Source organism: Geobacillus sp. FSL K6-3411 (assembly GCF_037965715.1).
GTDB classification, from domain to species: domain Bacteria; phylum Bacillota; class Bacilli; order Bacillales; family Anoxybacillaceae; genus Geobacillus; species Geobacillus thermodenitrificans.
In genome coordinates this window covers 1034998-1047914 of the sequence record NZ_CP150187.1, presented here as the reverse complement: position 1 = coordinate 1047914, position 12917 = coordinate 1034998, and the positions used below count along the sequence as shown (strand labels likewise).

General features: G+C 49.2%; 15 protein-coding genes. 6 read left to right on the top strand and 9 right to left on the bottom strand.

The features are described from left to right. Window positions 1-145 precede the first annotated feature (145 nt). Window positions 146-697 carry a spore protease YyaC gene (gene yyaC / locus NSQ22_RS05340; protein WP_008878794.1) on the top strand — a complete coding sequence of 184 codons (552 nt, stop codon included), beginning with the start codon at window positions 146-148 and terminating at the stop codon, window positions 695-697. 46 nt (window positions 698-743) lie between these two features. Here yyaC and ptsP read toward each other — a convergent pair whose 3' ends face one another. The 4 genes from ptsP to NSQ22_RS05320 form a co-directional block, all read right to left on the bottom strand. Then, window positions 744-2465, bottom strand: a complete 1722-nt coding sequence (gene ptsP, locus NSQ22_RS05335; protein WP_008878795.1) for a phosphoenolpyruvate--protein phosphotransferase — start codon at window positions 2463-2465, stop codon at window positions 744-746. Then, entirely contained in the window at window positions 2465-2728 is a 264-nt protein-coding gene (locus tag NSQ22_RS05330) for a phosphocarrier protein HPr (RefSeq protein WP_008878796.1), read from the bottom strand. The genes ptsP and NSQ22_RS05330 overlap by 1 nt, the downstream gene beginning before the upstream one ends. A gap of 111 nt (window positions 2729-2839) precedes the next feature. Continuing rightward, window positions 2840-4855, bottom strand: a complete 2016-nt coding sequence (gene ptsG / locus NSQ22_RS05325) for a glucose-specific PTS transporter subunit IIBC (RefSeq protein ID WP_081157281.1) — start codon at window positions 4853-4855, stop codon at window positions 2840-2842. Between the two features lie 239 nt (window positions 4856-5094). Further along, a complete protein-coding gene (locus NSQ22_RS05320; protein WP_008878798.1) occupies window positions 5095-5952 on the bottom strand; it encodes a transcription antiterminator in 858 nt (285 codons plus the stop codon). Between the two features lie 158 nt (window positions 5953-6110). On the opposite strand from NSQ22_RS05320, the gene NSQ22_RS05315 reads away from it, so the two are divergent. The 3 genes from NSQ22_RS05315 (at window position 6111) to NSQ22_RS05305 (ending at window position 7734) form a co-directional block, all read left to right on the top strand. Further along, window positions 6111-6932 (top strand): alpha/beta hydrolase, encoded by an 822-nt coding sequence (locus NSQ22_RS05315; protein ID WP_008878799.1) that lies wholly within the window; start codon window positions 6111-6113, stop codon window positions 6930-6932. Further along, window positions 6902-7030 carry a hypothetical protein gene (locus tag NSQ22_RS05310; RefSeq protein ID WP_008878800.1) on the top strand — a complete coding sequence of 43 codons (129 nt, stop codon included), beginning with the start codon at window positions 6902-6904 and terminating at the stop codon, window positions 7028-7030. Before NSQ22_RS05315 ends, NSQ22_RS05310 begins: the two co-directional genes overlap by 31 nt. Before the next feature lie 65 nt (window positions 7031-7095). Then, the gene (locus tag NSQ22_RS05305; protein WP_008878801.1) at window positions 7096-7734 is read left to right on the top strand and encodes a nitroreductase family protein; all 639 of its coding nucleotides are present in this window, start codon (window positions 7096-7098) and stop codon (window positions 7732-7734) included. A gap of 57 nt (window positions 7735-7791) precedes the next feature. Here the strand turns inward: NSQ22_RS05305 and NSQ22_RS05300 are convergent, their stop codons facing one another. From NSQ22_RS05300 to NSQ22_RS05285, 4 genes are all read right to left on the bottom strand, one after another. Next, window positions 7792-9069, bottom strand: coding sequence for an ATP-binding protein (locus NSQ22_RS05300; RefSeq protein WP_081157282.1), 1278 nt, complete (start codon window positions 9067-9069; stop codon window positions 7792-7794). A gap of 55 nt (window positions 9070-9124) precedes the next feature. Further along, window positions 9125-9370, bottom strand: coding sequence for a YueH family protein (locus tag NSQ22_RS05295; RefSeq protein ID WP_008878803.1), 246 nt, complete (start codon window positions 9368-9370; stop codon window positions 9125-9127). Window positions 9371-9437: 67 nt separating this feature from the next. Then, window positions 9438-10187: a glucose 1-dehydrogenase gene (locus NSQ22_RS05290; RefSeq protein ID WP_035499108.1), complete on the bottom strand. Its 750-nt coding sequence runs from the start codon at window positions 10185-10187 to the stop codon at window positions 9438-9440. Window positions 10188-10455: 268 nt separating this feature from the next. Further along, window positions 10456-11100 carry a hypothetical protein gene (locus NSQ22_RS05285; RefSeq protein WP_060475710.1) on the bottom strand — a complete coding sequence of 215 codons (645 nt, stop codon included), beginning with the start codon at window positions 11098-11100 and terminating at the stop codon, window positions 10456-10458. Window positions 11101-11270: 170 nt separating this feature from the next. Between NSQ22_RS05285 and NSQ22_RS05280 the strand changes: the two genes are divergently transcribed. Together NSQ22_RS05280 and NSQ22_RS05275 are read left to right on the top strand one after the other, a co-directional pair. After that, a complete protein-coding gene (locus NSQ22_RS05280; RefSeq protein WP_008878806.1) occupies window positions 11271-11465 on the top strand; it encodes a hypothetical protein in 195 nt (64 codons plus the stop codon). 193 nt (window positions 11466-11658) lie between these two features. Further along, entirely contained in the window at window positions 11659-12246 is a 588-nt protein-coding gene (locus NSQ22_RS05275) for a cell wall hydrolase (protein ID WP_008878807.1), read from the top strand. A 211-nt stretch (window positions 12247-12457) separates the two neighbouring features. On the opposite strand, the gene NSQ22_RS05270 is transcribed toward NSQ22_RS05275, so the two are convergent. Further along, on the bottom strand, window positions 12458-12883 hold the full coding sequence (locus NSQ22_RS05270; RefSeq protein ID WP_087959914.1) for a GNAT family N-acetyltransferase: 426 nt from the start codon (window positions 12881-12883) through the stop codon (window positions 12458-12460). Between the last annotated feature and the right edge of the window lie 34 nt (window positions 12884-12917).

Here is a 12917-nt window from a genome sequence, read left to right as displayed (position 1 = left end):
AACCCCCTCAATCATGCGATGTTCATGAAATAGAACACCCATTTAAGTAAAATTGTAAAAAATTTACAATTACGAAAAGAAAGGAGTCACTGGCAGCGGCCGCGAATAAGAAAAGGAGAACATAGATAGAAAGGAATCGTCATCGATGAAACCGATTTTCTACAACGATCCGCTCGCTCCTTTACTTATTCGCAATGAGCTCTTTTCTCTGCTACCGGCGCATGTCCGCCATCTGACCGTTGTTTGCATCGGCAGCAACCGCATTAACGGGGACAGTTTAGGTCCGTTTGTTGGCACGCTGCTTGAAAATGCTTATCCGGATCATTTGACAGTGATCGGTACACTGCAGCAGCCAGTCGATGCGACGAACATCCGTCAGGTGCACCAACAGTTGCAAAACAAAGATGATTCCTACATATTGGCCATTGACAGCATTGTTGGCCCACGTCCGTTTGTACATACGATCGCCATTCTCCCCGGCGCGCTCGCTCCCGGAACGGCGCTTGGTAAATCGCTGCCGCGTATCGGCGACATCAGCATCATGGGGGTCATGATAGAGGACACGGCTGATGTGAGCGCACTTCCGTATACGAATTTACACATTGTTTATCAAATGGCGAAAGTCATCGCCATCGGCCTTTCCCTCACCATCAGGCAACGCTATGGCTACGAAACATCTGCCCCGTTGTTGGCATAAAGCAACACGAAAAAGCGCGGCAACACAAACGTTGCCACGCCTTCATTTAAGCAAGAGAAAATGTTTGTTTGACAAAGGCCACAACGTCCTCGGCTGTTCCGAGCGACAGAACCTTCTCTTTGATGCGAGTTGCCTCTTCTTTTGACAGCTGTTTCAGCTGAGCGCGCGCCGGTAAAATCGAGGTGGCGCTCATGCTGAACTCGTCAAGTCCGAGGGCAAGCAAAATCGGAATTGCAATCGGGTCGCCAGCCATTTCCCCGCACATACCGACCCATTTTCCTTCGCGGTGGGCAGCATCAATCACATGGCTGATAAGCCGCAAAATGGCCGGATTGTACGGTTGATACAAATACGAGACACGCTCATTCATTCGGTCGGCGGCCATCGTATATTGGATTAAGTCGTTCGTGCCAATGCTGAAGAAATCCACTTCTTTTGCAAACTGATCCGCCATAACGGCAGCAGCCGGAATCTCGACCATCATGCCGACTTCAATGTCATCGGCGACTGGCGTGCCTTGACGCAGGAGCGCCTCTTTTTCTTCGAGCAAAATCGCTTTCGCCTGACGGAATTCGTCGAGCGTGGCAATCATCGGAAACATAATTTTCAAATTGCCATGCACGCTCGCCCGCAGCAGGGCACGCAGCTGAGTGCGGAACATCTCCTGCATTTCCAAGCAAAGACGGATCGCACGGAACCCTAAAAACGGGTTCATTTCTTTCGGCAAGTTTAAATATGGTAGCTCTTTATCACCGCCGATGTCAAGCGTGCGGACGACGACCGGCTTGCCCTTCATTTGCTCAAGCACCGTTTTGTAGGCGACGAACTGCTCTTCCTCTGTCGGCAGTTCCGGGCGGCCCATATATAAAAACTCCGTCCGGTACAAACCGATGCCTTCCGCCCCGTTAGCAAGCACCCCTTTTACATCGTCCGGTGTGCCAATGTTGGCTGCCAGCTCGACATGTACACCGTCAGCCGTCACTGTCGGCTCATGAACGAGTTTTGCCCATTCCGCTTTTTGCGCTTCATAGCGGGCTTGCTTTTCTTCATAATGAGCGAGCAGCTCCGGCGACGGATTGACAACGACTTGTCCATCAAGCCCGTCGATGACGACAATGTCGCCGTTTTTCACTTCCGCTGTTACCGTCTTCGTGCCGACGACAGCCGGAATTTCGAGCGAGCGGGCCATAATGGCCGAGTGCGATGTCCGTCCACCGATGTCGGTCGCAAATCCTTTGACATACTGTCGATTCAGCTGCGCCGTATCGGATGGTGTCAAATCTTCAGCAATGATGACGACCTCTTCGGAAATCAGGCTTGGGTTGGAGATGGCAACGCCGAGCAAATGGGCGAGAACTCGCTTCGTTACATCGCGGATGTCAGCAGCTCTCTCTTTCATATATTCATTGTCCATGCCTTCAAACATGGAAATGAAAAACGATGCGGTCTCGTCAAGCGCATACTCGGCATTCACTTGTTCCGTTTTAATTTTTTCTTTAATCGGGTTTAACAGTTCCGGATCATCAAGCACAAGCAAATGGGCAGCAAAAATGGCGGCTTTGTCTTCACCGAGTTTCTCTAAGGCGTGCTGTTTAATCATCTCAAGCTCTTCTTTCGCCTTGGCGACCGCCGCCTCGAGCCGCGCCACTTCCGCCTCAGCGTCAGTGATCGGCCGTTTTTCAGCCGCCAAATGAGGGGTTTCTAAGCGGTATGCCTTGGCAATGGCGATACCGCTCGATGCAGCAATTCCATGGATGGTTTTTTCCATTACTGAGCAAGGCCTTCTTTCGCCAACGTATCCGTTAACGCTGCCATCGCCTCTGCTGCATCGGCCCCTTCTGCCGTAATTTTAATCGTTGCCCCTTTCGGAATGCCTAACGACATAACGCCCATGATCGATTTCAAGTTGACCGTTTTTCCGTTGTACTCCAGTTGAATTTCGCTGTTAAATTTGCTGGCTGTTTGCACTAAAATGGTCGCCGGGCGGGCATGGATGCCAGAGTCTGAAGTGACTTTAAACGTTTTTTCCATCGTTCATCAATCCCCTTCTTCACTATTTTTTTCTTTGTCATCATATCAAATACACGGGCGGGGAGGCAACGGAAAATGCTTGTCCCCCCGCACCAACGATTAACAAGCGGTTTAGCCGATTTCAACGACGCCGTCTTCACCTTGGGAGACTGCGCCTTGCTTTTTGATGTGCACCGCCTGACCAGCTTGCAAGTTCGTGAAAATCACCGGTGTAACGATGGATGGTGCGTTATTTTTCACATAATCGAGATCAACACGCAAAATCGGCTGTCCTTTTTTCACTTCATCGCCTTCTTTGACGAGCGCTTCAAATCCTTCACCATTCAGTTTCACCGTATCGATGCCGAAGTGAATTAAAATTTCATGTCCTCCAGCCGACTTGATGCCAATGGCGTGCTTCGTCGGAAACACGTTGATGATGTTCCCATCGACAGGGGAGACGACTGTGCCATCCGTTGGCATGACGGCGAAACCATCGCCCATCATTTTTTGCGAAAATACTTGGTCAGGTACATCAGCAAGCGGGACGATTTCCCCAGCGAGCGGCGAAGCGACCGCTTCCGCCTGAGTCGTAGCTGGCGTCTCTTCCTTCGGCTCTTCTTTCACTTTTGTCGGCACTTTTCCTTGCATAATATCATGAATTTGTCCTTTTAAGATATCCGATTTCGGGCCGAAGATCGCTTGCACGTTGTTGCCGACTTCGAGCACACCAGCAGCGCCGAGCTCTTTCAGCCGGTCTTTATTGACTTGGCCGATGTCACGGACCGATACGCGTAAGCGCGTAATACATGCATCCAAATGTTCGATGTTTTCCTTTCCGCCAAGAGCCGCAAGCACTTCATACGGCAAATCACCAGTGGCCGCTTCAGCTTTTGGCGTTTCATCGCCCGTTTTTTCACGTCCTGGCGTCGCCAAGTTCCATTTGCGAATGGCAAAACGGAACCCGAAGTAATAAATGACTGCAAACGCTAATCCAATCGGAATGACGAGCCACCACGCCGTCCGATTCGGCAGAACACCGAACAGCAGGAAGTCGATGACCCCACCAGAGAACGTCATCCCGATTTTGATGTTCAACAAGTGCATGATCATAAACGATAGCCCGGCAAAAACGCAATGGATGGCAAACAGCGCCGGAGCGACGAACAAAAACGAAAACTCGATCGGTTCAGTAATCCCAGTTAAAAACGATGTCAGCGCTGCTGAGCCCATGATACCAGCGACGATTTTTTTGTTTTCCGGGCGCGCTTCATGATAAATAGCGAGGGCTGCAGCCGGAAGGCCAAACATCATGAATGGAAACTTCCCGGTCATAAACGTGCCAGCCGTCAGCTCCACTCCGTCTTTCAGCTGCTCGAAAAAGATTTTTTGGTCGCCGCGTATAATTTGACCAGCCTTATTTACATATTCGCCAAACTCAAACCAAAACGGCGAATAAAAAATATGGTGGAGTCCAAACGGGATCAACGCACGTTCGATAACACCGAAAATAAACGCGGCAACCGTTTTGTTTGTATCAATCATATTGTGCGAGAACGCATTTAATCCGTGCTGAATCGGCGGCCAGATAAACGTCATGATAATGCCAAGCACGACGGCAGAAGCCGCTGTCACAATCGGCACGAATCGTTTGCCGGCGAAAAAGCCGAGATATTGCGGCAGTTCGATGTTAAAGTATTTATTGTACATATAAGCGGCCAAAATCCCGACGATAATCCCGCCGAAGACGCCCGTTTGCAGCGTCGGAATGCCGAGAATGTTGGCAAATGATGGGTCGTTACCAACCATATCGGCGTTCACATTTAAAACAACGCTCATTGTGACGTTCATAATTAAGTAGCCGATGATCGCCGCTAATCCGGCGACCCCTTCCCCGCCGGCGAGACCGATCGCTACACCGACGGCAAACAAGAGCGACAAGTTAGAGAAAACAATGCCGCCCGCCTGTTCCATAACGTTTGAGATTAACACAACCCAGTCGGCTTTTAACGCCGGAATTTTGTCGGTGAGCGCTGGGTTTTTCAAAGCGTTACCGATGGCTAACAAAATCCCTGCTGCCGGCAGGATCGCCACCGGGAGCATAAGCGCTTTCCCGACCCTTTGCAGCGTGCCAAACGCTTGTTTCATCCTTACGACCTCCTTCAACTTCCTTTTCTTAAGTTTTGCAGCAAACGGCAGATTCATGTACTGAAAAATAGACGGGCGATCATTTTTCGGACAACCAGTGGCAATAAAAAAGGCATGAATAAAGAGAGACAAAAAGAACGCTTACAACAACCTGAATACAAAATTCCGGTCGTTGCCGTCCTGTTTCGCTCTCTTTACTCATGCCTGATCGAATCAGTAACACGTAAAGCGAGACAATGTTATATTGTTGTGCCACTCTTTTTTTCCGCCAGCCGCTGCAAATGCAGCGTCAAATAGACTGCCTCGGCGTCGTCAGCCGGCAGTTGAAGCGTTTGCTGCATGACTTTAACTAACTTCCATGCTAGATTATAGCATAGCGGGTAAGCCTCTTTCAAGATTTTCGACAAATTTTTTGGTTCTTCGACTTTTTCTCCTTTTTTCAGCCGATCGATCGCGTAGCGCAAATGACGAACGAAACGCAAATAGTGGATACTCTCACGATCGATGTCGACGCCAAGCTGCTGTTCGACAATCTCGACAAGCTTAGCGATGAGCTGGGAATATTGATTAGCTTCTGCCAAGCTTTGTTTTGAAATAGCGCTATGAATATGGAGGGTGATGAAGCCCACTTCTCCTTCCGGCAGTGCGACCCCGAGCTTATCCCCAATCAGCTCGGCGACTTCAGCCGCGATTTCGTACTCAAGCGGATACAAACTTTTCGTCTCGACCAAAAACGGATTTTTGACGTCTAATCCTTGTTCAAGTCGCTTTAGTGTAAACGCGATATGATCGGTCAGTGCAACGTGAATGTGCTCGTTTAATGGCACGCCGACACGCTGCTTAATATGTTGAATCACCTCATTCATGAGGGCGATAAACTCTTCGCTCAGTTCAGGGAGCAGTTTTTTGTATTGCTCTTGTTCACGTTCATTTTTGAGAACAAAGCATTTTTCTACAGTGCTCTCAGCAATTTCGTCCCCCTTTTTTTTGCCGAAGCCGATCCCTTTACCAAGCAAGACGACTTCGCCATACGCTGGATGGGAAGCGATTAACACATTGTTATTGAGCGCTTTTTCTACACGAAACGACTGTTCCATCAAGCTCCCTCCTTTCCGCGGCAATGGCCCGTTATTCATTACGCGACTAATTATAAACCGGAAACACCCCGCCGCTCAACGAAAAAAAGATGGCGTTTTTTTGGATGGGACGACGCCCTTCTTTCCATACTATAGAGTGCCAAGAGAGGGGGATTGATATGCCATACGTTTCCATTAATGAGCGCGTCCGCCTTTATTATGAGGAAAAAGGGGAAGGACCGCCGCTTTTATTTATCCACCCTCCGGGGCTGGGACACGTCATTTTTCGCCAACAGGAGCCGCTTGCCCGCCATTTTCGCCTTATTTTGTGCGATATGCGCGGGAATGGGAGAAGCAGCCCATCAGACGTGCCGATTACCGTCCCGCTGCTTGCAGACGACGTCTCCGTATTGCTCCGCTTCCTTGGCATCGAGCGTGCCATCATTTGCGGCTATTCGAATGGCGGATCAATCGCACTTGATTTCGCGCTTCGCTATCCACAGTACGTCGAACAGGTCATTTTAATCGGTGGGTTTCCTGAAGTGTGCACTCCACTTTTGTACGGCGAGTTTTTGCTTGGCATTTCAGCCGCCAAACTAGGTGCCTTATCTTTAATCTCCTCGGTACTCGCCATCGGACATGCAACAAGCCGACACGAACGGAAGCTGCTCAAGCAGTACGTTCGGCGGGCTAACAAACGGGATTTAGACACCGCATACCGTGCCGGACTTGTCTACTGTTGCACGAAGCAGCTGTCTTCCCTTCAAGCCCCCTTGTTGCTTATTTATGGCGCACGCGACTATTACATCCATCCCTATATCGCCATGTTCCGCCGTTATGTACCGCATGCTGACGTCGTGTTCATCGATCGGGCCCGCCATCAAATCCCGACCAAACATAGCTGTGAATTAAACAACATCTTACGGGTGTACAGTCGGCGGAAATCACTTGAACGAAAGGAGGAACATGCATGTCCAAAAAAGGAAGACAAAATAAAGTAAGCCAAGAAGTAGCCAATCCGACTGTCTCGAAGGCGGAAGCAGAAATGGCAAAAGACAGCATCGATACGGCGAAGCAAGCAAAGAAAAACCGCTCGTAACGACAGCGAGATGGCCGAAAAACAGCGGGACACCCTTGCATACCTCACAAAAAGGGGGAATGATCATGACAGTTGGTATGACGCCAATCATGAAAGACTTGTTTGCTGTCATTGAGGAACGAAAATCCGTCCGTCAATATGACGCCAACGCGACGATCAGCAAAGATGAGCTGCGTGCCATTCTCACGGCTGCCGCGAAAGCACCGTCTGCTTGGAATTTGCAGCCATGGCACTTTCTCGTCATCCACGGCAAAGAGGCACAACGACGGTTGCAACCGATCGCTTATGGCCAACAACAAATCGTTGATGCCTCTGCTGTGATCGTTGTGCTTGGTGATTTGGAGGCGAACCAGAATACAGATGCCGTTTATGACCCACTCGTTCGCGAAGGGACGATGACCGAAGAGGTAAAGCAGCAGCTCGCTAAGCAAATTGAGACAGCGTATGCCAACGAGCAATACGCCCGTGACGCTGCGTTTCAAAACACCGCCTTCGCCGCAATGCAGCTCATGCTGGCGGCAACGGCGAAAGGCTGGGCGACATGTCCGATCGGCGGATTTAACCCCGAACGGCTCAAAGAGGAGTTTCACATTTCAAACCGCTATGTGCCGACGTTGCTTATCACGATCGGCAAGGCGGCTGCCCCTGCCCACCATTCAATCCGGTTGCCCATCGAGACCTTGTCGACGTGGGTGGAGCAATAGCAAAGCAGGCGTTCCCACACCATTTGGGAACGCCTGTTTCTAGGATGTCATCTTCTGCTAGTCATTCGCGTCTACAAACACATACCCGGACGGAAACGTCAAGTGGACGACCGTTCCTTTTCCAACTTCACTTTCAATCTGCATTGTCCCTTTATGTTCTTGGACAATTTTCATGCTTGTTGTCAGTCCAAGCCCCATTCCTTTTTCTTTCAAAGTAAAAAATGGCTCACCGATTTTTTGCAACCGCTCTTTCGAAATACCGATGCCAGTGTCAGCAATGTCCAAACGGATCAGACTTTCAGCTTCAGAAACATGGACATGCAAGTTTCCTCCATTCGGCATTGCTTCAATAGCGTTTTTCATAACGTTTAAAAGCACTTGAACAATTTGGTTTTGGTCGCCATACACGCAAGCTTTTGGCGCGTTGTTACGAACGGAAATGGAAACGTTATTTAATGTCGCCTCATGACCGATGAGGTTAATAACATACGAAATGGCCTCTTCCAACAAAAACGGCCGGTAATCAGGACTTTGCGGCTTAGCCAGCACAAGCAGCTCGCTGACGATTTGGTTGACGCGGCCAAGTTCACTCAGCATAATGCGCACGTGGTCATCATTCACTTCACGCGTTTCTTGCATCACTTGCATAAAGCCTTTCAGTGAGGTAAGCGGATTGCGAATTTCATGAGCAATGCCAGCTGCTAGCTCTCCGAGCACCGACAGCTTCTCTTTTTTCAGCAGCAACTCCTCGGTGCGCTTTTGTTGGGTAATGTCGCGCCCGATCGTTAACAATCCTTTTCGCGCACCGTTTTCTTCAAACAGCGGCACTTTAATGACATCAAATGTCTTCAGTTCCCCATCCGGCGTCTCGAGCGACTCCTCGCGGCGCGTCAACGCCCCGATTTCCCACGCCTCGCGATCCGATTCGATACACTGCTCAAACGCATCTTTGAAAAAGGGTACGAGTTCGCCAAGCTCGCGATCCGTTTTTCCGACATAATCAATATGCTCGAGATGGTAAAGCCGCCGACCGAAATCATTGACGCGCAGCCACCGCCCTTCGCTGTCTTTAAAACAAACAAAGTCGGGCATCGAGTTAATGAGCTTCAACAACTGCTGTTCATTTTCTTCCACTTTCACAAGCTGTTCGTGTTTTTTTAGCAGCTGATATAAGAACACGACCGACAGAAAAATAAAGACCGTCCCTTTGGCGGCGCTAAGCGCAACGTACACGCCGCGGCTGACCGTCAGCACATTGAGCAGGGAGTCGGTGACAGTTAGCCATAAAACACTACCTGTAACGTAAATTGCCATGACTTTTGATTTGTTTAACACTTTGTCATCGAACCCCTAACATACAAAGTCAGTGGCGGCCGCGCCATCCGCTGGTCTACATCTCTCGCGCCCATCCGAGCAACCGGTCGGCCAACATGACCGCGCGTTCATGGCCGAGCTGTTTTTGTAGCGATATCTCAAGCCGCTGTGCCACTGCCTCCGCTTCCTCCTCATAAGAGAACGAAAATGACCACTCGAGCGCCGGAATGGCTAGAACGATATATTCCTCTTTTCGGTTTTCATAAATATATACATGAGCCGGAGCTTGTCCGTCAACTAGCGGCGTTTTACGGATTTTCATCGTTCCATCCCCACCTTTTCGCTAATAAGCCGTCTCCATTTTATTTATTTTAGCAAACACCCAACGCCTACTCAATATAAATCATTTTCCTCGTCATCCCTCCATCGATGACGAGGTTTACTCCGGTAATAAAATCGTTTTCTTCATCACATAAATAAAGGCAGGCGCGAGCGATATCGTCTGGCTTGCCGACGCGGCCGGCCGGGTGCTGTCGATGGTCAACATCCCGCAATTTCGCGTAATCGCCCGTTTCAATCCAGCCAGGGCTGATGCAGTTGACACGAATGCGATCGTCGGAAAGCGACACGGCCAACGCATGGGTGAGAGCGATGAGGCCGCCTTTGGATGCCGCGTACGCCTCCGAATTCGGCTCGGACATAAGTGCTCTTGTCGAGGCGATGTTGACGATCGCCCCACCTTTAGGGTTGCGTCGCATATATTTTGCCGCTTCACGGGAAGCCAAAAAGGCGCTGCGCAAATTCGTTGCCAGCACGTCATCCCACTCATCCACGGTCAACTCGTACGGCGATTTCCAACGCGAGACGCCCGCATTGTTGATTAAATTATCGATGCGGCCAAAGCGGCGGGCAGCTTCCTCTATCAATCGCTTAATGTCAGCCTCATTCCGCACGTCTGCCTCCACAAATACAGCATTCCGTCCGTCGGCTCGCAGCCGCTCAACGATCGCTTCCCCATTTTTCGCATCAACGTCCGCAATCACAACATTCGCTCCCTGTTTTGCGAACATCTCCGCAATCGCCTTGCCGATTCCGTTCGCTCCGCCGGTGACAATTACCGTTTTCCGTTCTCCGACCATTTTGTCCATTCCCCTTTCTCTCCTCTTTAGCATGTTCTAATATTCTTTCTTCGTTTCACACGAAAATGGCCTCTTTATTATACCACCAACAGTAACGGAAATATATGGATGCCATATAAGAGCGTTGGGGGATTCGAACCGTTGATGCAAAGTTTGTAACGAAAGCAAAGCAATGGGAGACTTTTTTCTAGCGGTGGCACCCGACAATCTAGGTGGAAAAGCGATTTTCCATAAAAAAAGACCGCGGTCAAGCGGTCTTTTTAGCGGCTTACCGATATGGGCCGTACGGCATTGGGAAACCGGGCACATACGGAGCCATCCCTGGCTGCGGTGTGCCACAATAGCCGCCATGTGGCACGACCGGGGCGTAGGGCATCGGTGCGACTGGTGGATGGCACATTGGTACACACGGAGCGTGACCTGGCATCATGCTAGGCAAAACACCCGGTGTCATGCTTGGCATCACATTCGGAACGGCTTCAGATGTCATACCGGCGACATTCGGTTCCGCCCCCATATGCGGAGCAACCATATCGTACGGAGCAGCGGCGCCACCAAGTGACAGCGGCGGGACATTTTCGTTCTCACCCATCGGTGAGACGGAAGCCGGAGCTACATTGGGCATCGTTCCTAAGTGAAGCGGCGGCGCCGGAGGCATCATATCAGGGCTGTCAAACTCATCCTTGTGATCAAGGTGGGCCGGGCTGACAAGTGGTGCCGGCAGCGTCATCGGCGGACACCAATACCCGTGCGGCACGACCGGTGGATAATATGCCATCGGCATCACCCCTGTTGGCATCGCTCCAGTTGGCATTGGCGCCATCGGCGGCATATTATTGTCGATCCGTTCAGCCTCATCGCCATGACTGGAGTCGTTCAGAAACGGATCATTATACGAATCCCATTGACTCATTGTCCTCTCCCTTTCTTGCTCAGATTATCGGGGCGCGTACCCATCCATATTGTATGTCGGAACAAGTAAAGGGTGTTTGCCCGGCAAAAATATAGGTATTTATCCCACAAGATGATTTGCGCTATGATGAATATGGACAACAAGATTCAGTGAATGCTTGGGGGGATGTGATGGACAAAGCACTAGCAGCCAAACAAATCGCCGAGTTGCGCAACGGTGTCATTGCTGAGCTGTTAGTAAAGAAAGAGGACTTCCTTACGTTTCGAGCTGTGCTCATCGAACAGCCTGATTTTAAACATTTTCGCGGTATCGCCCAGCGCGGCGGCCACGTTCTCTACCATTACATGGACACCCCGCGCAGCTGACTTGTTTGTTTTCATTGATCAACATCCGGCTTTCTGTTCCTGAAGGCCGGATCTTTCTTTTGGCGAAGAATTTTCCACTCTTTCTATGAAACTAGTTGTATCAATGTTTCACGCTTTTTTCCATCATTTAGATAATGAACAACAGCGCCATCCTTGTTACTCTAGTACCGAGTTTACGAGAGGAGGGATGAGGATGAAAAGAGGAAAGGCATGGGTGCTCGCGATATTGTGTGGAACGTTTTTCTTTGCTGGCCACGCCGATGCCGCAAAGGTCCATACGGTCAAACGCGGCGATACGCTTTGGAACATTGCGAAACAATATGGTGTGCCACTGAAACAATTGAAACAAACAAATCGCAAAGGCGATTTACTATATCCTGGCGAAAAACTTGTTATCCCGAATACTACTAGCATTACAGCGGCGGAAAAAGATTTGCTTGCCCGTCTCGTTCATGCCGAAGCGAAGGGAGAACCATATGCTGGGAAGGTGGCTGTGGCGACGGTCGTGCTCAACCGCGTCGATCATCCTGATTTTCCAAATTCGATTCGCGAAGTCATTTATGAGCGCTCTGGCGGCCATTATGCCTTCACGCCCGTGGCAAACGGAACGATCAACAAACCAGCTGACCACGAGGCGTATCGCGCCGTTGAAGAAGCACTTGCTTTTCGCGGTTTAGGAAACGGCTCGCTCTATTTCTATAATCCGAAAACGGCGAAAAGCAACTGGCTGCGCTCCCGCCCGGTGACTGTTGTCATCGGCAACCATGTGTTCGCTAAGTAAACAAAAACAAGGGGTGAAAATTTATCAAGACCTAAAATTAAAAAATGCTAAAAAAATAAAGGTAAGCACATATTAGTCATGTATAATATGTTTGCTTACCTTTTTTATTTTGGATTGAACTAATTCCACCCGTTAGCCGCCCATGCATCGCTTCGTAGCGCCACAGATGATGGAAGTTCATTCGTTCTTCCATGGGAGATAAGTAAGAGAGTTATTTTTTGAGTTGTTTAAAGTAAATTATTTCAGGGTCTCCTTCATCCAGATTATCAATAAAACCACTCTTACTATATCCAAGTGATAAGAATACCCTGTGCATTCTCTCATTAGATTGATTCGTTGAAGAAAAAATCTTTTCCGTTGGAGATATATTTTCAAAATACTTGATTAGTGATTTCGCATATCCTTTTCTTCTTTCTGAAGGTTTTACAACAACTAATGAGATAAAACTACATTCAAAAAAATGAGTGTTGTAAACCAAAAAACCAACAATTGACCTGTTAACTTTAGCGACTAAACAACACCCTTGTTCAATTGCTTTCTTTATGTATGTTCTTCTGCTTTCGTCTCCAATAACTTCCGCATCGATTCTTACTATCTCATCTAATTCATTCAATTTGGCTATTGTTATATGTTCCAAAAAAATCAAAACCTCCTTTTTGACGAACTATCTT